The 26,944-nt window shown below is 38.4% G+C and carries 24 protein-coding genes, 3 tRNA genes and 2 pseudogenes; 15 read left to right on the top strand and 14 right to left on the bottom strand.

All coding sequences use genetic code 11. The features are described 5' to 3' along the window. Positions 1 to 102: 102 nt before the first annotated feature. The gene (gene glpK / locus SOI76_RS04050) at positions 103 to 1,611 is read right to left on the bottom strand and encodes a glycerol kinase GlpK (protein WP_104079208.1); all 1,509 of its coding nucleotides are present in this window, start codon (positions 1,609 to 1,611) and stop codon (positions 103 to 105) included. A gap of 371 nt (positions 1,612 to 1,982) precedes the next feature. Here glpK and kgtP point away from each other — a divergent pair, with 371 nt between their 5' ends. Then, positions 1,983 to 3,314 carry an MFS transporter gene (gene kgtP / locus SOI76_RS04045; protein WP_079284087.1) on the top strand — a complete coding sequence of 444 codons (1,332 nt, stop codon included), beginning with the start codon at positions 1,983 to 1,985 and terminating at the stop codon, positions 3,312 to 3,314. A gap of 117 nt (positions 3,315 to 3,431) precedes the next feature. Beyond that, a complete protein-coding gene (locus SOI76_RS04040) occupies positions 3,432 to 3,854 on the top strand; it encodes a hypothetical protein (protein ID WP_057074263.1) in 423 nt (140 codons plus the stop codon). 22 nt (positions 3,855 to 3,876) lie between these two features. Here the strand turns inward: SOI76_RS04040 and SOI76_RS04035 are convergent, their stop codons facing one another. Together SOI76_RS04035 and folD are read right to left on the bottom strand one after the other, a co-directional pair. Next, positions 3,877 to 4,545: a class I SAM-dependent methyltransferase gene (locus tag SOI76_RS04035; protein ID WP_104079209.1), complete on the bottom strand. Its 669-nt coding sequence runs from the start codon at positions 4,543 to 4,545 to the stop codon at positions 3,877 to 3,879. A 256-nt stretch (positions 4,546 to 4,801) separates the two neighbouring features. After that, positions 4,802 to 5,650, bottom strand: a complete 849-nt coding sequence (gene folD / locus SOI76_RS04030; RefSeq protein WP_016140185.1) for a bifunctional methylenetetrahydrofolate dehydrogenase/methenyltetrahydrofolate cyclohydrolase FolD — start codon at positions 5,648 to 5,650, stop codon at positions 4,802 to 4,804. Between the two features lie 152 nt (positions 5,651 to 5,802). On the opposite strand from folD, the gene SOI76_RS04025 reads away from it, so the two are divergent. After that, a tRNA-Cys gene (locus tag SOI76_RS04025) sits at positions 5,803 to 5,876 on the top strand. Positions 5,877 to 5,887: 11 nt separating this feature from the next. After that, positions 5,888 to 5,973: transfer RNA gene (locus tag SOI76_RS04020), tRNA-Leu, on the top strand. Between the two features lie 104 nt (positions 5,974 to 6,077). On the opposite strand, the gene phoD is transcribed toward SOI76_RS04020, so the two are convergent. Further along, positions 6,078 to 7,841 (bottom strand): alkaline phosphatase D family protein, encoded by a 1,764-nt coding sequence (phoD, locus tag SOI76_RS04015; protein ID WP_104079210.1) that lies wholly within the window; start codon positions 7,839 to 7,841, stop codon positions 6,078 to 6,080. A gap of 196 nt (positions 7,842 to 8,037) precedes the next feature. Here phoD and SOI76_RS04010 point away from each other — a divergent pair. Together SOI76_RS04010 and SOI76_RS04005 are read left to right on the top strand one after the other, a co-directional pair. Beyond that, positions 8,038 to 8,123 (top strand) — tRNA-Leu (locus tag SOI76_RS04010). Positions 8,124 to 8,177: 54 nt separating this feature from the next. Further along, positions 8,178 to 8,465: a hypothetical protein gene (locus SOI76_RS04005; RefSeq protein WP_250621800.1), complete on the top strand. Its 288-nt coding sequence runs from the start codon at positions 8,178 to 8,180 to the stop codon at positions 8,463 to 8,465. A 76-nt stretch (positions 8,466 to 8,541) separates the two neighbouring features. Here the strand turns inward: SOI76_RS04005 and SOI76_RS04000 are convergent, their stop codons facing one another. The 4 genes from SOI76_RS04000 to rlmE form a co-directional block, all read right to left on the bottom strand. Then, entirely contained in the window at positions 8,542 to 8,856 is a 315-nt protein-coding gene (locus tag SOI76_RS04000) for a DUF5713 family protein (RefSeq protein WP_205668383.1), read from the bottom strand. Positions 8,857 to 8,988: 132 nt separating this feature from the next. After that, positions 8,989 to 9,840 carry a dihydropteroate synthase gene (gene folP, locus SOI76_RS03995; protein WP_205668384.1) on the bottom strand — a complete coding sequence of 284 codons (852 nt, stop codon included), beginning with the start codon at positions 9,838 to 9,840 and terminating at the stop codon, positions 8,989 to 8,991. 133 nt (positions 9,841 to 9,973) lie between these two features. Continuing rightward, complete coding sequence (ftsH, locus tag SOI76_RS03990; RefSeq protein WP_005803954.1) at positions 9,974 to 11,869, bottom strand: ATP-dependent zinc metalloprotease FtsH; 1,896 nt, start codon at positions 11,867 to 11,869, stop codon at positions 9,974 to 9,976. Between the two features lie 133 nt (positions 11,870 to 12,002). Beyond that, on the bottom strand, positions 12,003 to 12,653 hold the full coding sequence (gene rlmE / locus SOI76_RS03985; protein WP_000235573.1) for a 23S rRNA (uridine(2552)-2'-O)-methyltransferase RlmE: 651 nt from the start codon (positions 12,651 to 12,653) through the stop codon (positions 12,003 to 12,005). Between the two features lie 199 nt (positions 12,654 to 12,852). Between rlmE and yhbY the strand changes: the two genes are divergently transcribed. Together yhbY and SOI76_RS03975 are read left to right on the top strand one after the other, a co-directional pair. Further along, complete coding sequence (yhbY, locus tag SOI76_RS03980; protein WP_002115576.1) at positions 12,853 to 13,176, top strand: ribosome assembly RNA-binding protein YhbY; 324 nt, start codon at positions 12,853 to 12,855, stop codon at positions 13,174 to 13,176. Positions 13,177 to 13,192: 16 nt separating this feature from the next. Continuing rightward, positions 13,193 to 13,729, top strand: coding sequence for a DOMON-like domain-containing protein (locus tag SOI76_RS03975; protein ID WP_002115550.1), 537 nt, complete (start codon positions 13,193 to 13,195; stop codon positions 13,727 to 13,729). 60 nt (positions 13,730 to 13,789) lie between these two features. Here SOI76_RS03975 and SOI76_RS03970 read toward each other — a convergent pair whose 3' ends face one another. Both SOI76_RS03970 and SOI76_RS03965 read right to left on the bottom strand, forming a co-directional pair. After that, positions 13,790 to 14,377 carry a hypothetical protein gene (locus SOI76_RS03970; RefSeq protein WP_104079211.1) on the bottom strand — a complete coding sequence of 196 codons (588 nt, stop codon included), beginning with the start codon at positions 14,375 to 14,377 and terminating at the stop codon, positions 13,790 to 13,792. 29 nt (positions 14,378 to 14,406) lie between these two features. Beyond that, positions 14,407 to 14,554, bottom strand: a pseudogene (locus tag SOI76_RS03965) (hypothetical protein); the annotation flags it as partial. Between the two features lie 136 nt (positions 14,555 to 14,690). On the opposite strand from SOI76_RS03965, the gene carA reads away from it, so the two are divergent. The 3 genes from carA to greA all read left to right on the top strand — a co-directional run bounded on the left by carA (position 14,691) and on the right by greA (position 19,640). Continuing rightward, on the top strand, positions 14,691 to 15,830 hold the full coding sequence (gene carA / locus SOI76_RS03960) for a glutamine-hydrolyzing carbamoyl-phosphate synthase small subunit (RefSeq protein WP_016146221.1): 1,140 nt from the start codon (positions 14,691 to 14,693) through the stop codon (positions 15,828 to 15,830). Positions 15,831 to 15,844: 14 nt separating this feature from the next. After that, entirely contained in the window at positions 15,845 to 19,075 is a 3,231-nt protein-coding gene (gene carB / locus SOI76_RS03955) for a carbamoyl-phosphate synthase large subunit (RefSeq protein ID WP_032052821.1), read from the top strand. Positions 19,076 to 19,163: 88 nt separating this feature from the next. Next, positions 19,164 to 19,640, top strand: coding sequence for a transcription elongation factor GreA (gene greA / locus SOI76_RS03950; protein WP_016140177.1), 477 nt, complete (start codon positions 19,164 to 19,166; stop codon positions 19,638 to 19,640). A 69-nt stretch (positions 19,641 to 19,709) separates the two neighbouring features. On the opposite strand, the pseudogene acnR reads toward greA, so the two are convergent. After that, positions 19,710 to 20,307, bottom strand: a pseudogene (gene acnR, locus SOI76_RS03945) (TetR/AcrR family transcriptional regulator); the annotation flags it as partial. 140 nt (positions 20,308 to 20,447) lie between these two features. On the opposite strand from acnR, the gene yjgH reads away from it, so the two are divergent. The 3 genes from yjgH (at position 20,448) to SOI76_RS03930 (ending at position 22,144) form a co-directional block, all read left to right on the top strand. Then, a complete protein-coding gene (gene yjgH, locus SOI76_RS03940) occupies positions 20,448 to 20,840 on the top strand; it encodes a RidA family protein (RefSeq protein ID WP_001258301.1) in 393 nt (130 codons plus the stop codon). A gap of 111 nt (positions 20,841 to 20,951) precedes the next feature. Then, positions 20,952 to 21,584 (top strand): CatB-related O-acetyltransferase, encoded by a 633-nt coding sequence (locus SOI76_RS03935; RefSeq protein WP_104079213.1) that lies wholly within the window; start codon positions 20,952 to 20,954, stop codon positions 21,582 to 21,584. 122 nt (positions 21,585 to 21,706) lie between these two features. Continuing rightward, entirely contained in the window at positions 21,707 to 22,144 is a 438-nt protein-coding gene (locus SOI76_RS03930) for a universal stress protein (RefSeq protein ID WP_017480485.1), read from the top strand. 176 nt (positions 22,145 to 22,320) lie between these two features. On the opposite strand, the gene SOI76_RS03925 is transcribed toward SOI76_RS03930, so the two are convergent. Further along, entirely contained in the window at positions 22,321 to 22,650 is a 330-nt protein-coding gene (locus SOI76_RS03925) for an MGMT family protein (protein WP_104079266.1), read from the bottom strand. Between the two features lie 81 nt (positions 22,651 to 22,731). On the opposite strand from SOI76_RS03925, the gene SOI76_RS03920 reads away from it, so the two are divergent. Further along, positions 22,732 to 23,448, top strand: a complete 717-nt coding sequence (locus tag SOI76_RS03920; RefSeq protein WP_104079214.1) for a metalloprotease — start codon at positions 22,732 to 22,734, stop codon at positions 23,446 to 23,448. Here the strand turns inward: SOI76_RS03920 and capA are convergent. Both capA and SOI76_RS03910 read right to left on the bottom strand, forming a co-directional pair. Then, positions 23,445 to 25,175 carry a CapA family protein gene (gene capA, locus SOI76_RS03915; protein WP_104079215.1) on the bottom strand — a complete coding sequence of 577 codons (1,731 nt, stop codon included), beginning with the start codon at positions 25,173 to 25,175 and terminating at the stop codon, positions 23,445 to 23,447. The two genes, SOI76_RS03920 and capA, sit on opposite strands and share 4 nt — an antisense overlap. Next, positions 25,172 to 26,827, bottom strand: a complete 1,656-nt coding sequence (locus SOI76_RS03910; protein ID WP_104079216.1) for a poly alpha-glucosyltransferase — start codon at positions 26,825 to 26,827, stop codon at positions 25,172 to 25,174. Before SOI76_RS03910 ends, capA begins: the two co-directional genes overlap by 4 nt. Between the last annotated feature and the right edge of the window lie 117 nt (positions 26,828 to 26,944).

Raw genomic sequence — 26,944 nt, 5'->3', positions numbered from 1 at the left:
AGAAACAACAATCAAAAAAGTAGAATAATCAATTTTAAATAACCAAGTATTTAATCGTTAATTGATTACTCTACTATTGAATTCAACCAGCTAAAGAACAGATCAATCCTCAGCCCAACTTTGACTACGCTTCACTGCCTTGAGCCATCCTTTATAAATCAGCTCGGATTGCTCAGAAGACATTTTCGGTTCGAATACCTTTTCTATGGCAGATTTATTTCTTAACTCATGTAGATCTTGCCAGAAACCCGTCGCAAGTCCAGCAAGGAAAGCCGCCCCCAAAGCTGTAGTTTCTTTCATTATGGGACGTTCTACTGGTGTCGCTAAAATATCGGCCTGAAATTGCATCAAGAAATTATTTTCGGTTACTCCACCATCAACTCGAAGTGTGCGAAGCTCTTCTTCTGCATCTTGCTGCATAGCATCTAAAACATCCCGAGTTTGAAAAGCAATCGACTCGAGAGTTGCACGAATAATATGTTCAATACTGGCACCACGTGTCAGACCAAAAATTGCTCCACGCGCTGTTGGGTCCCAATACGGTGCGCCTAACCCTGTAAAAGCAGGTACAACATATACACCGTTACTGTCTTTCACACGCGTTGCATAAAGCTCAGAGTCTTTAGCATTCTTAATGACCTTTAATTCATCGCGTAACCACTGAACGCAAGAACCACCATTAAACACGGCACCCTCTAAGGCATAGTTCACCTCACCACTCGCACCACATGCAATAGTAGTTAGTAATCCATGTTCTGAACGGACAATCTTCTTACCTGTATTCATTAATAGAAAACAGCCTGTGCCGTAGGTATTTTTTGCCTGACCAGACTCAACACACATTTGACCAAACAGTGCGGCTTGTTGATCACCAGCAATTCCTGCGATTGGAATACCAACTTCTTGCCCACTAATAGTATGTGTATATCCATAAACCTCAGATGAGCTACGAACTTCGGGTAGCATTGCTCTAGGAATATCTAAAGCTTGTAAAAGTTTTTCATCCCATTCAAGCTTTTCGATATCAAACAGCATGGTTCGTGATGCGTTGGTAAAATCAGTCACATGAACAGCACCATTGGTGAGTTTCCAGATTAACCAAGTGTCCACCGTACCGAACAACAACTCTCCTCGCTCAGCACGCTCACGGCTTCCTTCAACATGGTCTAAAATCCATTTAATTTTTGTGGCCGAAAAATATGGATCAATCACCAAACCCGTTGTTTTACGGATGTATTCTTGCAATCCTGCTTTATGTAGTTGATTGCATATCTCAGTCGTTTGTCGACTTTGCCAAACAATCGCATTGTAAATAGGCTTGCCTGTTTTTTTATCCCAGACAATTGTGGTTTCCCTTTGATTTGTAATACCAATTGCTGCAACTTGTTCACTCTTGATCCCTGCTTGAGCTAGAGCTTCTACCCAAACAGCACTTTGCGTTGCCCAAATTTCCATAGGATCATGCTCGACCCAGCCTGGCTGCGGATAAATCTGAGTAAATTCTCTTTGAGCAATACTGACAACATTAGCATCATGATCTAAAACAATTGCTCTTGAGCTTGTGGTTCCCTGGTCGAAAGCCACAATATATTTTTTCGGGCAACTTGACATCTGAATGTCCCTTTCATTATCCACACACATCTAGTTCACAATGCCAAAACATTATGTCTAACTGTATTTATTCAAAATTTTCTTTGGAATATATCATTATTTTTAAGATATATAGGAATTCTTCGGCCAAACATTACTCATTCTTTATTAGTTTTTTACTACTGGGGAAAAATAATATGCAAAACATGAGAATTAGATAATGAAAATATATTGATCGGCTAATTTGAAATCACATAAATATTCAACTTATTCCTTTGCTTAAATAATAAACATTGTTTTACAGACATAAAAAAAATAAAGTGAAATACTCCTCTAGAAAATATGTAAAAACGGAATAAATCTTCTCTTTTAGCATTCAACCCAAGCGAAACATGGAGCGACTCATGGTTGATCAACCTTCTACCGCAACAACTCCACATTCTAATTTAGATACAAAAACCCGCCTAAAATCAATTTTGGGTGGTTCTGCCGGTAACCTTGTCGAATGGTACGACTGGTATGTATATGCAGCATTCACGCTCTATTTTGCTCATGCATTTTTCCCAAAAGGAAGCCAGACGGCTCAACTCCTTCAAGCGGCCGCAATTTTTGCTGTAGGCTTTTTAATGCGCCCGATCGGTGCATGGATTATGGGAATCTATTCAGACCGTAAAGGACGCAAAGCGGGTCTCACCCTTTCCGTCACTTTAATGTGTATAGGTTCGCTTCTTATCGCCGTGACACCAAGTTATGAAAGTATTGGTGTATTTGCCCCTCTTCTTTTAGTTGTCGCCCGTTTAATTCAAGGCTTAAGTGTAGGCGGCGAATATGGTGCTAGTGCTACCTATTTAAGTGAAATGGCGGAAAGAAATCGACGTGGTTTTTTCTCTAGCTTCCAATATGTAACATTGATTGCTGGCCAGCTCACAGCCCTATGTGTTCTATTAATATTACAAATGGTATTAACTGAAGAACAACTACATGATTGGGGATGGCGTATCCCATTCTTTATCGGGGCTTTACTTGCTATTGTAGTTTTCCGTATTCGACGTGGCCTACTAGAAACCCAATCTTTTAAAAATGCTCAAACTGAAACAGACCAGCCTAAATCAGGCATGTTTGCTTTATTTAAACATTATCCGAAAGAAGCGTTCACAGTATTGTTTTTAACAGCTGGCGGGACTTTAGCTTTCTATACTTACACGACTTATCTGCAAAAATATTTAGTGAATACTTCTGGATTTACTAAACCTGAAGCTACCCAAATTACAACTTTAGCGCTATTTATTTTTATGTGTCTACAGCCGGTAGCGGGTGCTTTATCGGATCGCATTGGTCGAAAACCCCTTATGATTTTCTTCGGAATAACAGGTGTTTTATTCACTTATGTTTTATTTGATGCACTCGCAAATACACATAACTACTGGACAGCCTTCTGGTTATGTTTTGGCGGTCTTGTAATGGTGACTGGTTATACTTCAATTAATGCCGTAGTTAAAGCTGAGCTTTTCCCTGCACATATTCGCGCTTTAGGTGTTGCATTACCTTACGCAATTGCCAATACATTATTTGGCGGAACAGCAGAGTTCTTTGCTTTAAGTTTTAAAGAAGCTGGGCATGAATCTTGGTATTTTATTTATGTAAGTATCATGATCTTTATTTCTCTCATTATTTATATTTTTATGAAAGACACTAAGCATCACTCAAAAATTAAAGAACACTAATATTTTACCTATAAGGGCTAATATCGTTCGCCGATGTTAGCTCAAATCATGCGATTAAGCCCCAACAACCTTTGTATTTTATGAGATACTAGCTATAAGAAAATAAGGACGATACTGATGAATAGAAGTATTTTATGCTTGGCATTAAGTAGTATGTTTGTTTTAACTGCTTGTCAGACTACCCCTCGACAATATAATGGTTCAACTGGATACCAGATTGAAAACAAAACAGAAACTTCAGCGACTTTAGCTTATACTTTAGCTAGTCGTAATAACCAGCAAATCGATGAACGTAAATTACAACGTGCTTGTCAAAATGTGCTAGGCGTTCAGAAAGTTTATAAATTATCAGTTTTGAGTATTAACGAAATTCCTAATCCAGCAAAAGATGAGCATTATGGAATTCAACTTGGTGAAACTCGTGCTTCTTTTGGCTTATCCAATACACCTAGTTTAAATAATGGTGAAGACTATGCGACTCGCCAAGCGCTTGAAGCACGTCCAAGCACACTAAAAGTTGTTCGTTATACTTGTTCATAAAATAAAAAAGACGCTGTTCTTTTTACAGCGTCTTATAAAAACTCACATTTCTAAATTCTTTAGCTTCATCCAGATCAGGCCATGTAGAAGCACTTCTTTCATCAATCTTTTGATATTTAGGATGACTAAAGTTTTTAACACGGCTATCAGCTACCCAGACTTCTGACGAAAACTTTAAAAATTCATCTAAGAAAAAGCGGTTACATTGATCATATAAAACATCAGCTGCCAATAAAACATCAACCTGCTCAGCCTTATATAAATCATCTAAATATTCTAGCTCAACGTTATTAAGTAAAGCGTTTTCACGGCAAGCATTCAAACTAACTTGATCAATATCACAGCAGATGACTCGTTTCGCTCCTGCCATTTTTGCAGCAATTGCGACGACACCAGAACCCGCTCCAAAATCCAAAATGACTTTATCTTTAACATGATGTGGCTCTGCAAGTAACCATTGAGCCATCGCTAAACCTGAAGCCCAACAAAAAATCCAATACGGCGTATCATTCCAAATACGGCGAATAACTTCGTCATCTAAGCGATCAGTTGGAAAAACAGGTGGAATCAACCATAAAGAAATAGGTGTTTCTGGTAACTGTTGTACCATCAATTCACAATGAGGGATCACTTCATTGAGTGCTTGAAGTAAATGTTCAGGGGCTTTGGACAGTTGAAAGGTGCAGCTCATCAGGTTTCTTTTAATTCATTTTTATAACAAGCATAACAGAGTCATTCCATTATGATTTGAATTTTTAAAATAACCTTCGGTTGGACCTACTTTTCTTTCGGGAAAAGTAGGCAAAACCATTGTCATCCGCAAAACTCGGCAGATACTCTCTAGAATCGAAAGCATCGCAGAAACATTAAATTTTTAACGTATTTCTGCCTCAAACAATTGCAGATGACGGTTACGCGTATCAAATAACAGCCTAGCGTTAATTAAATTAACCTAAAGCTTTTTCAGCAGCTTCTACAGTTTGACGAATCAAAGTTGTAATGGTCATTGGACCAACACCACCTGGTACTGGTGTATAAGCAGAAGCAATTTCTTCAATACCTTGTAGTTGGATATCACCAACACCACCGCCATCACGAGGATGGAAACCAGCATCTACAACCACCGCACCTTGTTTAATCCAATCTTTTTGGATAAGTTCAGCTTTACCAACTGCACCCACAATAATGTCAGCTTGTTTCACTAGCTCAGGTAAGTTTTGTGTGCGTGAATGGCAAATCGTTACTGTTGCATTGGCTTGCAAAAGCATCATTGCCATTGGTTTACCTAAAATTGCAGAACGACCAACCACAACCGCATGTTTACCAGCAATTTCAATATTGTTTTCTTTTAAAATGGTCATAATGCCCGCAGGAGTCGCTGAACCATAGGCAGCTTCACCCATAGCCATACGGCCAAAGCCAAGACATGTTACGCCATCAACATCTTTAGCTAATGAGATTGCATCAAAACATGCGCGTTCATCAATCTGTGCAGGAACTGGATGTTGTAAAAGAATACCGTGTACATCCGGATTAGCATTAAGTTTTTCAATTTCTGCTAATAATTGTTCTGTTGTCGTTTCTTGTGGCAATTCAATTTTTAAAGAATCCATGCCTACTCGACGGCAAGCATTTCCTTTCATGCGTACATAAGTTGCAGATGCGCCATCATCCCCAACCAAAATAGTCGCCAAAATTGGGGTACGACCTGTTTTAGCTTTTAAAGCTTCAACACGTACTGACAAATTTTCTTCAATTTGCTTTGCTAATGCACGACCGTCTAAAACCAATGCCACAGCACATCTCCAAGGTAGACATGAATTTAATGTGCCAATAATACATGATTATTTGGGCAAATTTATTCTAGATGTTGCTTTTATGTTCATCTTATCTCAAAACAGTATTGTTTTTTTTCCAAAGGTTGCTAATATGTGCATCACCAAATGTAGGCGGGGTGGCAGAGTGGTCATGCAGCGGACTGCAACTCCGTGGACGCCGGTTCGATTCCGACCTCCGCCTCCAAATTTGGTAAAGCCCGGGTGGTGAAATAGGTAGACACAGGGGATTTAAAATCCCCCGCCCACAAAGCGTGCCGGTTCGAGTCCGGCCCCGGGCACCATTTTCTAGTACAGAAATTGGTGTCATAAAGAATCCAGCGAAAGCTGGTTTTTTTATGTCTAAAAAAAAGGATACTTATTAGCACCCCTTTCTTCCCCCATATATTTAAGCAGTTTTTTGCTTATCTTTTTCAGGTGTTAAATTCGCATCCAACGCCAATTGATAACCTCGACTAGAATCTACTTTATATTCTGCATTTTTAATTGAATCTACAAAAATCCAATCCGATTGCATCTGCTTATCATCCACTGTAACCAACAGATAACCCCGCTGATTTAAATTACAATAGGCCAACTCATCGATAAGCGTAGTAAAAGCAAATTCAAACTGTTGCAACTGAGCTAAAGGAATACTTAAATATTTTTCAAGACCCGGTGAAGAAACCGAACTTGTAGCCAGTTCAACCCCGACATATTCACCCTTTTGGCTATATAAGTAAGATGTCCACGCATTATGAGTATCGCCCGCCAAAACAATAATTTTCTTATTAAACTCTGCCAATTTAGTGTACAAAAACTCTCGCTCAGCATAGTAACCATCCCAAGCATCAAGGTTATATGGAACTAAAGTTGTGACTCGAGCTTTTTCTTGAACAGTTAAAGTTGGATCACCCTGCTCTAATCGTAATTTTAATGTGACTAATTCTGTAATTTGAGCAGTCATTTTAGCTAACGTATCAGGCGAAGTTCCGCCTGAAGTAATTTGCCCCAGCGATGCCAACAACTCAGCTGGAATCCACATTTTACTCATTAAGACTTGCTGACCAATCACATTCCATGTTGCTGTAGATTGCTTTAATTTATCGACCAGCCAATCCCTTTGCGTATATCCCATTAAAGTACGCTTTGGATCTGTTAAATCAGCCTGAAACTTTTGAGCATCTAAACCAGAAGCTATCATATAGTCTTTATATTCGAGCTGTTTATCTCGCGCAATAATACGTGTATCTAACATGGTTAATTGAACCAACGAACCAAAGTTAAACTGACGATAAATATTTAGATGATCTGTGTTAGAAACAGGGCGAATTGGCATCCATTCAAAATAAGCCTGTAGAGCAGCCAACTTACGATCAGAAAAAGATCCTTCATTATCTTGATGGTTTTCCGCACCATCACGCCAAGTATCATTCGCTAACTCATGGTCATCCCAAATTACAATAAAAGCATGACGCTGATGAGCCGCCTGCAAGTCTTTATCCTGACGATAGAGCGCATAACGTTTGCGATAATCATCTAATTTAATAATTTCTTTATTATTATCGGACGGTAAAGTACGACCCAACTTTGCAGCATCTTCTGTCGCATAGCCATGAGCCCCATATTCATAAATATAATCGCCCAAATGAATGACTACATCCACATTCTGTTTAGCCATTTCACGATAAACGTAAAAATAACCCGCAGGATAATTAGAACAAGAACATACTGCGAAGCTGACCTTATTGGTAGTTACAGGTAATGTTTTTGTTTGCCCTACTGGCGAGACTTTGCTACCAAATCGAAAGCGATAATAATAAGTCGTACCCGCTTGTAGACCTGTTGCATCAACTTTCACAGTAAAATCGTCAGTTTTATTCGTTTGAACCGTACCAGTCTTTAAATTCTGCTTGAACTGATCATCGGTAGCAATTTCCCAAGTCACCTTAAGAGGTGCACTAAGGTCTACTGGTGTTAACCGCGTCCATAAAATTACTTTATCTTGCAATGGGTCGCCGCTCGCAACTCCATGAAGAAAATCTGCTTGTGCTTCTGGACTTTCCTCATCGGAACCATCATTACACCCCGTAAAAGCTACAGGCAAAGATAGCGCCCCAAAACCGAATAGACTTTTTTGAATTAATTCTCGGCGTGAAATTTTTTCTGACATAAAATTACCTAAGTTTTAAGCAATGAGTGTCTTAAATTTAGGTAAATAAGATGAACAACTGATCTCAGTTTAATGAACAAATCATGACATAAATTGGTTAATTTATATAAATACCGATAAGAACTGATTGAAAATAAAGCAAACTCTCTGATTTTCTCTTGCCAATCGCGCACTTGTCCTCTATTATTGCGCACATGCCCGGGTGGTGAAATAGGTAGACACAGGGGATTTAAAATCCCCCGCCCACAAAGCGTGCCGGTTCGAGTCCGGCCCCGGGCACCATTTTCAAATATTGAATTTGGTGCTACAAAGAATCCAGCGTATGCTGGTTTTTTTATGCCTAAACGAAATGAATTTTATGATAAGAATATTTTACTCGTTTACACTACCCTTTTTATAACAAAGGTTTACGCCACAGATCTTTTCTCTGGTACCCTTTCTTTCAAAGACAACCATTGGTATTTTTCACGTTGCTCTATTACCAAAGATGATTATTTAGTTAAAGCACCCGAACAGATAATAGATAAATTTAAAACGCTGGAACAAAAAAGAGAAACTTATTGGGTCAGTTTGTTAGCGGACGCAGATTATCAAGAGAATGGTGTTTTAATTTTTAAAAGTTAAAGAAATAGACGAAATACATTTAAAGGCATCTTGTCACTTATTAGATGCATTTGAAGATATTGAAAATCGAGAGTAATCACCACTCTCGATTCATAACCAGCTCTTCCATTTCTAGATCTAAATATCCTGCATCCTGTACCACCATCATCATTGCTTCAGCAATATAGTCAGCAGCACTATCATCTAACGAAGAATCTAGATCTTCGAACTGAGGTTTCATTTCATTGATTTCAATTACAGTTTGATGAGCATATCGATAAATATCCTGATCAGCTAAAGCAGGCTTCTGAACTTTTTTGGCAAATTGTTCAATTAACTGCTTGAGTTCAGCGACTAAAATATCTGGATAATACTCATCATCAAACATTGGGAGAAGTAAGTCTTCGAACATACAAAAGTTTACACAGCAGCAGAAACCTGCCGCTTATAACATATTTTCAAAACAATAACGACAATTTTCCCTGACTCAATCATCTAACCCATGAAATTAATCAATCATAGTCTGATTATAAAAGCCTATTTTTTAAGCTTGTTTCATCGCTTTCCAAACAAGAATTGCATCATGCATAGCTTTTACATCATGTGCTCGAACAATTGATGCTCCTTGCTGAATACTAAGCAAATGCCCCGTAACGCTTCCTACCGCACGCTGATCTGCAGTTGCACCCTTTAATGCTTCACCAATAAAACGTTTACGAGAAAGACCAGATAAAATCGGATAACCCATTTCACCAAGCTTCCAAAATTCTTTGAGTAGTCTTAAATTTTGCTGCGCATTTTTTGCAAAACCAAACCCAGGATCAATAATAATATTATGTTTTTTCACACCCGCATTTAAAGCTTCATCCACGCGCTGCTGGAGCTCCGCTATAACATCTAAGGTTACGTCCGTATATTGATCTAACTGATTCATTGTAGTAGGCTCACCACGCATATGCATGATCACTACGGGTATATCCAGAACTGCTGCCGTTTTTAAAGCATTGGGACGAGTAAGCGCACGTACATCATTCCAAATATGTGCTCCTGCTTCTTTTGCTGCATGGATGACATCAGGCTGACTCGTATCAATTGATAGAACAATATTATGTTTAGCTAAAGCTTCAACTACGGGCACAACTCTTCGTATTTCTTCTTCTACGCTTACTTCAGATGCTCCTGGACGGGTAGACTCCCCACCAATATCAATAATGGTGGCACCTTGCTCTATCATGGCTAGTGCATGAACAATCGCTTGATCTACTTGATTATGCTTTCCACCATCACTAAAAGAATCTGGTGTGACATTTAATATGCCCATAACGTGAGGCTGTGATAGATCTAACTGAAGCTGACCACACTGTAAAATTTGTTGAGGCAAAGGCATTAGTTGCATAAAAAGCTCCAGTTTAAAATCTGGCAGTATTTTAGCAATTATCAGCTATCTATAGTGTTGATTTGTTTTTAGCTTTTAACAAACTCAAGCCCATAAAAAAAGCCACATGACTGTGGCTTTTTTAATTAACTAATTAGTTCATTGCTGGCAATGGTGGCGGTGTAGATGGACCATCTTTTGGTGGTTCAAATGCAGCCACTGGGTTTTCAGCAACATATACTTTAGGCGGTTGTGGCTCACGACCTTCCATAATGTCACGGATTTGATCACGATCAATTGTTTCCCATTCCATCAAAGCTTTTACCATCGCATGTGCAATATCTTTATTACCTTCCAAGATATTACGTGCAACTTTGTATTGCTCATCAAGAATACGACGTACTTCTTCATCAACTAACTGTTGAGTTGCTTCAGAAATCGTACGGCTTCCTACATTACCAAAGAAACCATTTTGGTTTTCATCTTCGTAAACCATTACACCCATTTTGTCAGACATACCGTACTTCGTAACCATTGCACGCGCCATTTTAGTAGCTCGCTCAAAGTCATTTGAAGCACCAGTAGATTGCTGTTGGATAAATACTTCTTCAGCAATACGACCACCAAACAAAATTGCAATTTCGTTTAGCATCTTGTCTTTATAGTGGCTAATTTGGTCTTGTTCAGGTAACTGCCAAGTTACACCTAAAGCCCAACCACGCGGCATAATCGTTACTTTATGAACAGGATCTGTACCCGGTAAAATCTCGGCAACAATCGCATGACCAGCTTCATGATAAGCAGTTGCACGACGTTCTTCTTCACGTAAAACCATCGATTTACGCTCTGGTCCCATGTAGATTTTGTCTTTTGCATCTTCAAAGTCATGCATGTCAACAGTGTTCTTATTACGGCGTGCAGCAAATAATGCAGCTTCGTTAACAAGGTTTGCCAACTGTGCACCAGAGAAACCTGGAGTACCACGAGATAGAACTTTAACATCCACACCCGTAACTGAAGGTAATTTTTTCAAATGTACATTCAGAATCTGCTCACGACCACGAATGTCAGGTAAACCTACCATTACTTGACGGTCAAAACGACCTGGACGTAATAATGCTTTATCCAAGACATCAACACGGTTCGTCGCAGCAATTACGATTACACCTTCGTTACCTTCAAAACCATCCATCTCTACGAGCATTTGGTTTAAGGTTTGCTCACGTTCATCATGACCACCACCTGTACCTGAACCACGGTGACGACCTACTGCATCAATCTCGTCAATAAAGATAATACAAGGCGCATGACGCTTCGCTTGCTCGAACATATCACGAACACGGGACGCACCCACACCCACGAACATTTCGACAAAGTCAGAACCTGAAATGCTGAAGAAAGGAACTTTAGCTTCACCAGCAATTGCTTTGGCTAATAACGTTTTACCAGTACCCGGAGGACCAACCATAAGTACGCCACGAGGAATAGTAGCGCCCAAACGTTTGAATTTTGCAGGGTCTTTTAAGAAATCTACAATTTCAACAACTTCTTGTTTTGCTTCATCACAGCCGGCGACGTCAGAAAAATTGACTTTGATTTGGTCTTCAGAAAGCATTTTTGCTTTCGACTTACCAAAACTCATCGGTCCATTTTTTCCGCCTGCACCACCACCCATGTTACGCATAAAGAACATGAATAACAGAATGATTAACAGTACAGGGAAACTAGCAATGAGAAGTTGCATCAAAATGCCTTGACGTTGAGGAGCCGTTCCCTCTACAACAACATTTTGCTTATTTAAGCTCGGCATAAGCTCAGTGTCTTCAACTTGCGGACGAACAGTTTCAAACTGCGATCCGTTAGTTTTTTCACCATTAATATTTAAACCGTCAATTGTGACTTGCTTAATTTGGCCAGCATTCACCGCTGCAACGAAATCTGAATATTTCATCGCAGTAGGCTTATTGCGGTCACTGATATTACTGAAAATTAAAATCAGAACACCAAGTATTATTAGCCACAATACGGCATTCTTGAAGTAATCGCTCAAAGCTTTATTCCCATATCGATCTAATTTGATCATGCCCAATCTTGGCCGATCGTCATAAAAACAGCAACTGTATTGCTTGCGGATAACCTAAAAGTACAAAATGCACAATTTTTAGGAGCTTGGCAAGTAAACTTTATTGCAATGCTTTCTTACGCCCTTGTCCAACCAAAAAAACTTCTTTAGAGCGCGCCCGAGAAGCTGCCGGTTTTGCTGTCTTTAACACATCAAAACTATCAACCACTTGTTTACGAAACTCATCAAATCCTGCGCCTTGGAACACTTTAACTACAAACTGTCCATTAGGACCAAGAACCTTTTGAGCAAAATCTAAAGCCAGTTCACATAAGTAAATCTGCCTAGGTTGATCAACAGCCCTATTACCTGATGTATTGGGGGCCATATCAGAAATTACAATGTCTACTTGTCGCCCATTTAAAATATTTAACAATTTTTCAAATACAGCTTCTTCTCTAAAGTCGCCTTGTAAAAAAGTGACATCAGGCAAAGCATCCATAGGCAAAATATCGGAAGCAATCACTAATCCCTTGCTACCCACAAGTTTTCCAGCAATTTGAGACCAACTACCAGGAGCTGCACCCAAATCTACCACTGTCATGCCTGGCTTGATCAACTTATATTTTTCTTGGATTTCAAGAAGTTTATATGCTGCTCGCGCACGATACCCTTCCTTTTGTGCTTTTTTTACAAAAGGATCGTCTAGATGTTCCCTCATCCACGCACGACTACTTTTCGACAATTTCTGGTTTGTAATGCGTGTTGCCATAACTCACTAAATATCAAAAAAACTTCTGATCGTTCATTGTACGTGAAAATTACTCTCATTACAGTACGGATGTAGCGTAATCTCACCAAGTTTTACAGTTTTTTTCCAATAATGTTGATCGATTATTTATACAGTTTTTCGTACATCTGAATTTAAGTTTTTTGCTATACTAAGTCGTTTTTAAAATCAGGTATTTTTAATGGCCGCTTTATCTATCCATGAACGTAAACGTTTACGTCAAATTGGTCATGTGCTTAATCCGGTTGTCATGATTGGTGGACAAGGCTTAACAGATGCTGTTATCGAAGAAACTCTTCGTGCTTTAAACGACCACGAACTTATCAAAGTTAAAGTTGCTGGTGAAGACCGTGAAGCACGTACTGCTGTAATTGATGCAATTGTAGAAGCGACTGGCGCAGAAGCTGTGCAAAAGATTGGTAAAATTGTTCTACTTTACAAAAAAGCAGCTAAGCAAAACCAGCATTTGTCTAATCTTGTTCGCCACGCTCATCTAGCAAACTAATTTGATTTGACAAACTATGGCAAGTTACGAACTTTCAGCTTTTGATCGTTTTCATGCTGTTTCTGTTGTTGGCGCAATTGAACAGCAAGCACCGCACACCTTAAATGTCGGTTTTTGGATTCGTGATCCAAATCAACTCATTGTCTGGCCCCAAGAAGTCGCGGCTCATCCTCGTCAGGATTTTTTGTGGGAAGAAACTTGTTTCGAAATTTTTGTTGGCGTGCATGATGAAGATTATTATCGGGAAATTAACCTTTCCCCTTCTCAAGCATGGCAGTCTTATCAGTTTGAAGAATATCGCTATCCAGAAAGTATGCCTCCCCTTGCTGCTTACGATATCGAACTGAACCATCTCAAGCGTACTCATTATGGCTTAAATGTTAGTCTTGATTTGGGACAATTTATGCAACAGCATCGCTTGAAATGGGCAAACCTTTATTTAGGTTTAACTGCAGTTTTAAAAACCAAAGAAGGTATGCAGTACTATGCAATGCAGCATAGTGGAAAAAGTGCAGATTTCCATAATAAGCGTGACTGGTTACATCAGTTTTAAAAGTAAAAAAGCGAGAAATTAATTCTCGCTTTTTTTATAGCTGGCTAAAGGCTAAGATCATTAGTTATCTCGTGCTTTATTCCAAGCTTCAACTGCATTATTTTTAGTACGCTTAATACTTTCACTTAATAAATCTTTGTGCTTCAAAGAAATCTGGCTAATATCACCTTTAAGTTCTTTACTGACTTTAGTCAAATCTTCGATAAGTGCGTTAATTTCTGCTTTCAAAGCATTTTTAAGTTCAGATAGTCCTTCTTGTGAGGTGCTAAACTGAGCTTTAATCACATCTAGTCGTTGCAAAATATCTTGTTTAATTTGAACAAATTGATTTTGAATATTCTTGTTTAACTCATGAGTTTCAGCTTCAATTTTTTCTTGAGTTTCACTTAAAACTTCTTTGACCTGCTCTTGAGTTTCAGTGATAGCTTCTTTCACCTGAGTTTTCGCTTCTGTAGCAACTTCTTTAATCTGCTCAGTTTTCTCGGCAACACTTTCTTTTACTTGCGCAGTTTTAGCAGTTGCTGTTCTTTTTGCTTTAGTTGTAGTAGCTGCTACGGTTTTTTTCACTTCATTCACCTCAGCTTTTACCGAATCAACTACTGCTTGAGCTTTCTCGCTCACATCTTTTGAAACTTGATCATTACTCATGCTATTTCCTCGTATTGGTTATTTTTTAACTAACAATACAATAAATCCAGTTCTAAAAATCGACCTTGTAAATTGTTAGACAATTTATCAAAAGTACTTGATTCGGATGAGTAGATAATTTTTTTTGAAAAAAGCAAGCAATGAATTATATTTTTTAGCAGAAAATAAATAGACTTTTTAAGGTTCCATGCGTATAATGCGCTGTTAAGTTACAAGCGAGCAGACCGATAGGGAGGGGCATGTTTTATCACAACATCGCCTATCTTTTTTGGGTCTACTCGCTTTTTTACAGCCGAAATTCAGGAGCTTTGGTTTGAGCACCCCCGCCATTTTAGCCCTCGCAGATGGAACGATCTTTAAAGGAACGTCAATCGGCGCAACGGGAAGTACGACTGGAGAAGTCGTTTTTAACACAGCCATGACAGGCTATCAAGAAATTTTGACTGACCCAAGTTATGCACAACAAATTGTGACATTAACTTACCCTCATATTGGTAACACTGGTTGCAACGCGGAAGACGTTGAATCTGGTCGTATCCATAAAGTATGGGCGAATGGTTTAATTATTCGTGATCTTCCACTACTACACAGCAACTTCCGTGCTGAACAGTCTTTAAGTGAATATTTGCAAGCGCACAATGTTGTTGCGATTGCGGATATTGATACACGTAAATTAACGCGTATTTTACGTGACAAAGGTGCACAAAATGGTTGCATCCTTGCTGGCGAAAATATTACTGAAGAAGAAGCAATTGCCAAAGCTCGTGCTTTTGGTGGTTTAAATGGTTTAGATCTTGCAAAAGAATGCTGTGATCCAACAGGCTTTGAGTGGTCTGAAGGTTCATGGACTCTAGGCCAAGGCTTCTCTCAACCCGAATTAAAATATCACGTGGTTGCATACGATTACGGTGTCAAAACCAACATCTTGCGTATGCTTGCAGACCGCGGTTGTAAACTCACTGTTGTACCTGCTGAAACTCCGGCTGAGAAAGTTTTGGCACTTAATCCAGATGGCGTATTCCTTTCAAACGGCCCAGGCGATCCGGCTGCTTGTGATTACGCAATCGAAGCTGTAAAAACTATTGTTGAAACCACAACATTACCTGTATTTGGTATCTGCTTAGGCCACCAAATCTTGGCACTCGCTTCTGGTGCAAAAACTGTAAAAATGAACCATGGTCACCACGGTGCTAACCACCCTGTACAAAATCTTGAAGATGGTACAGTGATGATTACTTCACAAAACCATGGTTTCGCTGTAGATGCTGAAACTTTACCGGCTAACTTAAAAGCAACGCATAAATCATTGTTCGATGGCACCTTACAAGGGATTCACCGTACAGACAAACCAGCTTTCAGCTTCCAAGGTCACCCTGAAGCAAGCCCAGGTCCACATGATTGTGCCCCATTGTTCGATCATTTCATCGAACTTATCGAAGCATCTAAACAGTAATTACGGAGCGAATAATGCCTAAACGTACGGATATTAAAAGCATCTTAATTATTGGTGCTGGCCCGATTGTGATTGGTCAGGCATGTGAGTTTGACTACTCAGGTGCTCAAGCTTGTAAAGCGCTTCGTGAAGAAGGCTACCGTGTTATTTTGGTTAACTCTAACCCAGCAACCATTATGACAGACCCTTCAATGGCTGATGCGACTTATATTGAGCCAATTACTTGGCAAACAGTTGCTCAAATCATTGAAAAAGAACGTCCAGATGCAGTATTGCCAACTATGGGTGGCCAAACTGCGTTGAACTGTGCTCTTGCACTTGATGAGCACGGCGTTCTTGAAAAATATAATGTTGAATTAATTGGTGCAACTAAAGACGCAATTGAGAAAGCCGAAGATCGTAAACTCTTCGATATCGCTATGCGTAAAATTGGCTTGGAATGTCCAAAAGCTGCCATTGCAGAAACAATGGAAGAAGCTTTAGAAATCCAGTCACGCTTTGGTTTCCCAGTAATTATCCGTCCATCATTCACAATGGGTGGTTCGGGTGGCGGTATTGCATACAACCGTGAAGAATTCCTTGAGATCTGTGAACGTGGTTTCGACCTCTCTCCTACTCACCAGTTATTGATCGATGAATCTTTAATTGGTTGGAAAGAATACGAAATGGAAGTTGTTCGTGACAAAAACGACAACTGTATTATCGTATGTGCGATCGAAAACTTCGACCCAATGGGCGTACACACTGGTGACTCAATCACTGTAGCTCCAGCTCAAACATTAACTGACAAAGAATATCAATTGATGCGTAATGCTTCAGTTGCAGTTCTTCGTGAAATTGGTGTTGAAACAGGTGGTTCTAACGTCCAGTTCGGTATTAACCCGAAAGACGGACGTATGGTTGTGATCGAGATGAACCCACGTGTATCTCGTTCATCTGCGCTTGCTTCTAAAGCAACAGGTTTCCCGATTGCTAAAATCGCAGCAAAACTTGCGGTTGGTTATACCCTTGATGAATTGAAAAATGACATCACTGGTGGCATAACTCCTGCAAGCTTCGAACCATCAATTGACTACGTTGTAACGAAGATTCCTCGTTTTAACTTCGAGAAATTCCCACAAGCAGAACCAGTTCTTACCACTCAGATGAAATCTGTTGGTGAAGTCATGGCAATTGGCCGTAACTTCCAAGAATCTGTGCAAAAGGCATTACGTGGTCTTGAAGTTGGTGTAAGCGGTTTTGATGAAAAAATCGAAGCTGGTGCAGCAAATGCAAAAGAAACTATTTTAAAAGAGCTTAAAGTTCCGGGTCCTGAGCGTATCTGGTACGTAGCGGATGCATTCCGTCATGGTTTCTCTTTAGATGAAGTTTTCGAAGCAACTAAAATTGACCGTTGGTTCCTTATTCAGATTCAAGACATCGTTAAAACTGAAGCTCAAGTGAAAACTTTAGGTTTTGGTGACTTAAACGCTGACAACATCCGTTCGTTCAAGCGTAAAGGTTTATCTGACCTTCGTATTGCTCACCTCATGGGCATTTCACAAAAGCAATTCCGTAAACAACGTTGGAACTTGGGTGTTTATCCAGTTTACAAACGTGTTGATACATGTGCAGCAGAGTTTGAATCTGGTACTGCATACATGTATTCAACTTACGATGAAGAATGTGAAGCAAATCCATCAAACCGTGACAAGATCATGGTGATTGGTGGCGGTCCAAACCGTATTGGTCAAGGTATCGAATTTGACTACTGCTGTGTACACGCTGCCTTAGCTATGCGTGAAGACGGTTATGAAACAATCATGGTGAACTGTAACCCTGAAACTGTTTCTACCGACTATGACACATCTGACCGCCTATACTTCGAGCCTGTAACACTTGAAGATGTACTTGAAATCGTACGTACAGAGAAACCTAAAGGTGTAATCGTACAGTACGGTGGTCAAACTCCGCTTAAATTGGCACGTGCTTTAGAAGAAGCAGGTACTCCAATTATCGGTACATCACCAGATGCGATTGACCGTGCTGAAGACCGTGAACGTTTCCAACAAATGATTCAACGTTTACAGCTTCGTCAACCAAACAACAGTATTGTAAAATCTGCTGAAGAAGGTATCTCTGAAGCTGCAAAAGTAGGTTATCCGCTTGTTGTTCGCCCATCTTATGTATTAGGTGGTCGTGCAATGGAAATCGTATATAACGAAGAAGAACTTAAACGTTACCTTCGTGAAGCAGTTCAAGCATCTAATGAAGCCCCTGTTCTTCTTGACCGTTTCCTAGATGACGCAACTGAAGTTGATGTTGACTGTGTATCTGACGGTAAAGACGTTGTGATCGGCGGTATCATGCAGCATATTGAACAAGCAGGTATTCACTCAGGTGACTCTGCATGTTCGATTCCTCCTTATTCTTTATCTAAAGAAATTCAGGATGAAATGCGTCGTCAAACGATTGCAATGGCAAAAGAACTTGGTGTTGTAGGCTTGATGAACGTTCAGTTCGCTGTAAAAGGTGACGATATTTACGTTCTAGAAGTTAACCCACGTGCTTCACGTACAGTTCCATTCGTATCGAAGTGTATTGGTGATTCTTTAGCGAAAGTTGCTGCGCGTTGTATGGCAGGTCAATCTCTTGAATCTCAAGGATTTACTAAAGAAATCATTCCAACTCACTTTGCTGTGAAGGAAGCAGTTTTCCCATTCGCTAAATTCCAAGGCGTAGATCCTATGCTTGGACCTGAGATGAAATCTACAGGTGAAGTGATGGGTGTAGGTAAAACATTTGGTGAAGCATTCTATAAAGCTGTTTTAGGCTCAAATGAACGCTTACCAGGCTTACCAACTGAAGGCGAAGTAAAACATGCTTTCTTATCAGTACGTGAATCTGACAAGAAATACATTGCTGATATCGCTAAGAAATTAGTTGCGTATGGCTTCAAGCTTGTTGCAACAGGTGGTACTTACCAAGTGCTTAAAGAAGCAGGTTTAGAGTGTGAATCTGTAAATAAAGTTACTGAAGGTCGTCCACATATTGTTGACCGCTTGAAAAATGGTGAAATACACCTTATTGTCAATACCACTGAAGGTAAACAGGCTCAATATGACTCTGCAATGATCCGTCGTGCTGCCCTACAAGGCAAAGTGTATTACACAACGACAATCAATGGTGCAGAAGCTGTTTGCCAAGCCTTTGCTGTGAAATTGCCAATGGATGTATACCGCTTGCAAGATTTAACTGTAGGTTAATTTTTTTACCGATAAGTCCCGTCACCTTATCGGTGGCGGGATTTTTTCATTTTTTTAACTGTGTTTTCTCAACTTAAGAGGGACCGAAATGCAACGTTATCCAATGACCCCTGAAGGTAAAATCGCCTTAGAGAAAGAATTACAACATCTGAAATCTGTTGAACGTCCACGTATTACTCAAGCGATTGCCGAGGCACGTGAACATGGGGACTTAAAAGAAAATGCAGAATACCATGCTGCTCGTGAACAGCAAGGTTTCTGTGAAGGACGCATTCAAGATATCGAAGGTAAATTGGGTGCTTCACAAGTCATCGATGTTAAAGACTTAGAACAAAACGGTCGTGTTGTATTCGGTGTTACGGTAACGATTGAAAACCTTGATACTGAAGAACGCAAGACTTATAAAATTGTTGGTGATGATGAAGCAGATTTTAAAATCAATAAAATCTCAGTGAACTCACCAATCGCACGTGGCCTTTTGAGCAAGAGTGAAGGCGATGAAGTAAAAATCGTTACTCCCCAAGGCGAAGTGGAATATGAAATCGTAAGTGTAGAATATATTTAATTTTTAAATAGATATATTTAAGTTATAAGACCCCTCAATTGAGGGGTTTTTATATTTCAGACTAATATTAAAAATTTCACTATGCATCTTTTAAAAAACCTGATGCAAAGATTTGAAAAGCATTTAATGCTTCAGGAAGTACTTGTTCAGGATATTCACTAGAGGCCACCCATAATGCAGCGTTCATGGCAGCGCCATTTAAAAGCACTGCTGCCGCTTCAGGATCTACAATTTTAATTCGTTCTGCTGCCAATAGCTGTTTAACACACTCACGGGTAGACTGCAGACATCTATTTTGACTTGGCCAATGCGCTGGATCGCCCAGCACTGCAGGTCCATCACGTAACACAATACGCTGAAACTCAGGATTCAAAGCATTTTGTATATAGGTCTGCCCTTCAAGTAGTAACCCTTCCCAAAGATCATCAGGCTGCTCTCGATGCTGTTGAGCATATTCTGCCATTTGTGAATCAATTTGATCGACCACTGCAGCAAATAAACCACGCTTATCGCCAAAATGATGGTACAGCGCCCCACGGGTCAACCCTGCTTCTGCCGTGAGCTTATCCATTGAAGTGTCTGCATAGCCATATTCAGCAAATGTACGACGTGCTACTTCAATCAGTTTCTTGCGGGTTTCCGCCATCTTTTGTTCACGAACAGACATGTATTTCACCAGCTAATCATTACAAAAAATTTTAATTGACATACGCCTCGTATGTCAATTATGTTTACATACGAGGCGTATGTGAAATCTAAGCGACATTTATTGATTTGATGTTTAAATAGTGAAGGAGAACAAATCTGATGAGAACAGCAATATTTCCTCAGGACCGTCATGCATTATATGAACAGCATGGTTATTCAGCCGCAATTCAATCGAAAGATTTACTATTTGTTTCAGGGCAGGTTGGTAGCCTTGAAGATGGCTCGCCTGTACCTGATTTTGAAAAACAGGTAATCCAAGCTTTTAAGAACTTAGCAGAGACACTGAAAGCAGCTGGTTGTACTTTCGATGATATTATTGATGTCACCACCTTTCATACTGATCCTGAACGGCAGTTTGAAAGTATTATGAAAGTTAAAAATCAAATCTTTACACAAAAGCCTTATCCAAACTGGACCGCTGTTGGCGTAACTTGGCTAGCGGGTTTTGATTTTGAGATTAAAGTCATTGCACGTATTCCTCATAATAATTAGTTCAAATTAGCATGTACTTTAATATTCGATTCATTGGCTGAGCTAAGATTATTGGTTCAGCTTGAATCGCAATTCGGTATAATGGTGTATTCTCTTTTTTATATTTCCCTTATGGCTGAAAAGTTAATTGGCTCCCCTGTTCGTCATTGGTGCGAATTTGAGTTTATTTCCAAAACTGTGAGAAATCCAAATATCCATATTAAAGGAAATTATTCTTACTATTCGGCCTATTGGGATCAGGGTTTTGAACGTTGTGTCGTACGCTATTTACATGACAAGCCCTCTACTCCAGACAAGCCAATTGACCAGCTTTATATTGGTAATTTTGTTTGTTTTGGCGCTGAGTGTGTGATCATGATGGGTGGTAACCAACTTCACAGACCAGACTGGATTTCAACTTTTCCTTTTGATACTCGAAGTTTTTTGGTGGCTGGTGATACTATTATTGCTGACGGATGCTGGATTGGTAGCCGTGCGATGATCATGCAAGGTGTCAAACTGGGTGAAGGTGCGGTGATCGCAACAGGAGCTGTGGTAACTAAAGATGTTCCTCCCTATGCAATTGTCGGTGGGGTGCCCGCGAAAATTATTAAATATCGCTTTCCTCAAGAACAAATCGACAAACTACTTGCTTTAAAACTTTATGATTTAGATGAGAAGCAAATTTTGAAAATACGTGAATATCTTCAAACTGATGATATAGATGCTTTATCTACACATATAGAAAATTTGCGCAATTTATAAAAATTTATCTACAAAAATTTGTTGTTATAAAGCCACAAATGATTACGCACTTGAATTTAAATCGTCAAAAAATAAGTTTAAAGTATTAATAAATAAGCATCATTACAATAAGGAAAATATTCATGTTATATCAACATATTCTTGTACCAATTGATGGTTCTGAAACGTCTATGGTTGCCATGAAAGAGGCGATCAAACTGGGAAAAGCGCTAAATAGCAAAATTACAGTTGTACAGGTGATGGCACTTGACCCATTTATTGCTGATGTCTACGTAAAAACTGGTCAAACTAATGAGTTGATTGAACGTACAAGAACTTATTTGCTCGACATTTTAGAAAAAGCAAAACAAGAATTTGCCAATGAAGGCGTTACCGTTGAAACAAAACTGCTAGAAGGTTTTGTTGTACATGAGGAAATCATTCAGGCTGCTCAAGACTTAAATGCAGATCTAATTGTTATGGGCTCTCATGGTCGTACTGGGGTCCGAAAACTTGTGTTAGGAAGCGTGGCACAAAAAGTCTTAGGTGAAAGCCATATTCCTGTTTTAATTGTGCGCTAATGCAAGATTGCCTGTCTGGCTAAATTGAGCAAGATAGGCTTTTATTTCTTAAAAGGTTGAGTTAAAGCTTCCTTTTTTCAGCATAACTCATCTGTGCCATCAAACTTAAAAATAATATTGCTCTACTAAACCGTTTATTCTTCTTTTTCATATGTAATTACGCCCTAATCTGAACTTTAAGGCTGCCAAGCAAAATGTTTTAAGTTAACTTTACCATTTAACAAATAGACGCCTTCAGCTTCCAACTTTAATTGCTGAATATTTTCACCCTTTTCATTAAACTTACTTAGGCTAATTTTACCTTGAGAATTAATTACACGATACCAAGGAACTTGATGATCAGCATCAAGATGTTTCAAGACATAGCCGACTAATCTTGCATGTTTTGGTAATCCTGCCATACGAGCCACTTGTCCATACGTTGCAACTTTTCCATAAGGAATCAAAGCAATGACTTCTAAAATTTGCCGATGTAGTTCATACTGAGTTGTCAAAATGGACTCCATAAAAATTGACATCATTCATATCATATAAAAAATTTTGAACAAAACTAAATGCAATCCAAGGTGGGCTTGAGGGAAATCTGCATGAAAAAAACATTACTGGTGATTACTGGCACTTTACTATGCGTTTCTTGTACTACACGCCCTCCTCTTCCTTTAGGAGAAACATCTAAAGTCTCTACAGATGGTCGCCCTATTATTCCGGTTACTTTTGTATTTACCACCAACTCTCCAGAAGCTACAAAGTTTGATAATTATCAACAGATGCGTAAAGAAATTAAAATATTAAATAAATACTATGTAGATGATAAAAATAATAAAATTTTTAAATTTAAGTTACATCGTTATATTCCTTATGAAGAGTTTTCAAAATTACATTGTGATTTAAAACAACAGATTAATCAGCCCTACCCAATTACGATTGAAACCATTCCTGCCAGTGTAAATACGTGTTTTCCGAAACGAACTGCAAGTAAAGAAGTGATTGTTTTTATTTATGATGCCTACTCAACGAAATGGAAATTTGAAGATGTAACAAGTAGAGCTTTTCGTAATAATGGTAAACCCTTTATTTTATTAGACTGGAACCGCCTCAATTATAATATTCAGGCTGGTAGCGTGCATGAAATGGGACATGTGTTTGGACTAAAACATGTTTGTGCACCAAAAGCTACAAAGCGTACTCCAACCAACATCATGGCAAGCGCCGAATGTAAATTAGGTAGTGGTGGCTTAAGAAATTTGGGCTTTACGCCAGTACAACTTCAAACTATTTTATCGACATACAAACAATATCCCTAAAATTTAATTTCAATATATGCCCCTAAATTATCTTGGGTAGCGATGTAATTTTCAGGGGTTAGTAAAGATGTCATGTAGGTACTCGCCTTTAAGAAATCTTCAGCATTGACTGGATACGGCTGCCAGAATGTTTTCAAATTATTGGTGTAAATTGGATAAAGGCGAAGTAAATCTTTTGACAAATCTAGCCGTGCTATACAACCATAAGGTAAAGCATTATGTTTTTCATATTCGCCATTGCTATTAAACACAGCATTGCCAATACCAAATACGACTGGCTTTTGGTTAATGATCTGGACAGGCTGAATAGTATGAGCCCCATGACCAACGATAAGATCTGCACCCGCTTGGGTTAGAATCGTAGCAAGCTTATTCTGCACTTTTGTAATGGGTTTAAAATCGACACCCCAATGGCAAATAACAATAATTTTATGTTCAGGATGAGTCAGCCTATAGCGACCTATTTGTTCAAGCAAAACACCATTTAAACACGCCACTCCATTTTTATGACCTAAAGCATAAAAATCATAATCTAAATAGGCCGTGTCTCTGTGCCAATAGCCGTTAAAAATAGCGTAATGCTTGTTATTAAAAGTGATTTCAAAGTAGCTATGAGCATCTTTTTGGTTTACACCAGCACCAATATAAGAAATGTTAGCCTGATCCAACTGTTGTAATGTATAGGTCAGCCCACGATCCCCATAGTCTTTTAGATGGTTGTTTGCCAACACCACATGATTAAGGTGAATATTTTTGAATGCTGCTAATGTTGGTTCAGCATCAGCTTTAAGAATAAAAGTCTTTTTATGACCTAAAGGAGATTGGTTTTCTAAAGAAAATACCGCTTCAAAGTTAGCAATACTTAAGTCATGTTCACCTAAAAAAGCTTTTATTTTATCGAATGAATAATCATATCCATATTGCTGCAGAGCATCCGTTTGTCCTCTCGCCTTACGCTTTCCAGTGTAGACTTCCCCAAAGTAGGTATCCCCTAAAATGTTAATAATGCCACTTGGAGTTGAGCAAACTTTAGGTTTTACATTCTGTGCTTGGAACCAATGATAGTAAGGAACCAGGTGCTCAGCACGATGAATATCATCTAAGAATAAAAAGATACCTATAGTTTGGTTTTCTTCAAAGAAAGTGAGATAAATTTTTCTAAATGAGTTTGTAAGATATAAGACCTCTACTACGTTCTGTGCCATTAATAAGGTCTGAGGAAGATAGGATTTTCCTTTAAAAATAAGCTCTTTAATAAAAAAAAGTTTTTTTATTTCAATTGGGTAACTAAAAATTTTTCTAAGCAATAAAAACAAATGTTTTAACTGGTTTTGTGTACTTTCTTTTTTCAAATTTAAATTATAGGTAGCAGCTCTTTTTGACAAAATTAAATAAGCTTGCTCATTTGTACCGCAGAGCATCTTACTTAAAGTATCTTTTACATCTGCTGCTTGAGTAAAAATTAAGAACTGCAATAACTCGGTAAATGTATAACTTTCAGATGTTTTTAAACCTAGATTTTGCTGTCCAATTTGCTTACTCATATTTTGTGGCACAACATAGACATCTTGAGCTTGTACTTTTTTTTGCTGAAATTGTTCTAATGCGTAGTCGATTAGCAGTATTGTTGAAATATCATCATCAAATTCGAATTGCCATATAGCTTCATCAAAATTTGTAGTATCGATATGAGCTAATAATTTGATTTCAACAGGTTGATACTTCATGGCTCATCACCTTTGTAATCTTTAACGTAAGCGATGTAACCCGATAAGTTGTGTTCTTGGTCATCAATCCGTACTCGAAAACGATCATGACGAATATAAAACGCATGTAAAATTTTATCTGGCCGAGCCATATACATCGCCATTTCCGGATAAAAAAATCCTGTCGTTTGAAAATCAGCTCTAAACTCAATTAGCTTTTGAAGCTCAGGCATATACGCCTGCTCAAAAAGTACCGTTCGGCCCTGCTCTTTTAAGCGGTTCACCATTTTATAAGCAGCCATTAACATTTCTAATAAAGTTGCGTAGGTCGTTTTTCGATTTCTAATAAAAATAAAATGTTTTAAATAATTATTTAAACCAAAAATAAAATATTTATCTTCAGGGCATATTTTAGTGAGTTCATTAGTACAATAACTTAACCAATGGTCATGATATTTTTCATATCTATTTTTAATAAAATATTCAAACATTAATTTAATAGTTTCTAATAAACTAGTATCTTGGTTAATTTGATATAACCTTAATAAACCTAAAGCAGCTTCACCATCATAATAAATAATTCTGAATTTTTCTTTTAAATCATAATCTGGATAATTTAATACATGAGTTGTTGAGCCATTTGAATCGACTAATTTTAAAATACCATTTGCTAGTTTTTCTGCATATTTTTGATAATCATTTTTTTGGGTAATTTCTTGATATTTAGTTAACATTAAAATAGCAGCCGCATTGGCACCTAATTTAATTTCAAATTCCCCTTCTTTACCATCAATCATAAAGCTGGTTTCAGAGTCTTTTTCTTTATAAAAGTTGGTCAGTGCATATTGGATAGCAGCATGTATCTTGGGCCAATATTCTGGTTTGCTCTGCAATTCAAATGTTTCCAGCAACGCATATACCGAAGTACAGTGGCGTACCGTATTGTAGTTACGAATATCTCGATCATAGGCAGAAAAATAGCCATAGATAAATTTGCCATTTTCTTGAATCTGATCATGCAAAAATGCCGAATTTTTTTCAATTAACGACTGAAAATGCTGTTTCTTATTGCTCGAAATCGCCCTAATACCATTCGCATCATAACCGCTCGCTAAATTAATGAATTGCCCATTTTCATAAAATGCTGCGTAGGTATCAAAAGTCCAAATGTCTTGTAGCTCTTGTAGTTTAATCTGTGGTTTAGTCGCGTTATATTTTTGCTTAATTGCATAATTCAGATTTGTTTCATCAAAAAAATTGGGTTTGTCATAGCTCAAACCTCGAATGATTGCTTTTCCATAAATCTCTTGCTCAAGAAAAGCCACTGAACAGTGTTCATCAAACCCAATACCTTTACGGTAGTGGTTATTGTGAAATTGCTGATGGACCCGCTGCTCTATTACTTGCCAAGCTTGCTTCGTTAAATTATATGCAATATCAATTTTTATATAATCAGTAAGTATTTCCTGTGCAAACTGGTCATTAATGAAAGCTAATAATTGTATTTTTGCTTGTGAAAAGCTTGTTTTTTCACTATGCCATACGTTACATCTTTGGTCTTTAGGCCCATAAGATATAAATAAAATTGTTTCATCCTGAAAAGCGGAAGCATGTGGAGCGATATGTTCTAACCAAAGGTTCAGTTGTCTTTGGAAGTTTAAAAATGCTGTCACTCGAAATCAGTCCCTATCCGTTATTTGTTGTTCTATAAAGTTTTCAATCCATCATAGCATGAACATATAAAAAGCTAAGTTAACGTATTGTTTAAAAATAAAAAAAGAGCCCGAAGG

The organism is Acinetobacter pittii, from assembly GCF_034064985.1.
Taxonomy (GTDB): Bacteria; Pseudomonadota; Gammaproteobacteria; order Pseudomonadales; family Moraxellaceae; genus Acinetobacter; species Acinetobacter pittii_H.
This window is presented reverse-complemented; position numbering and strand designations above follow the sequence as displayed.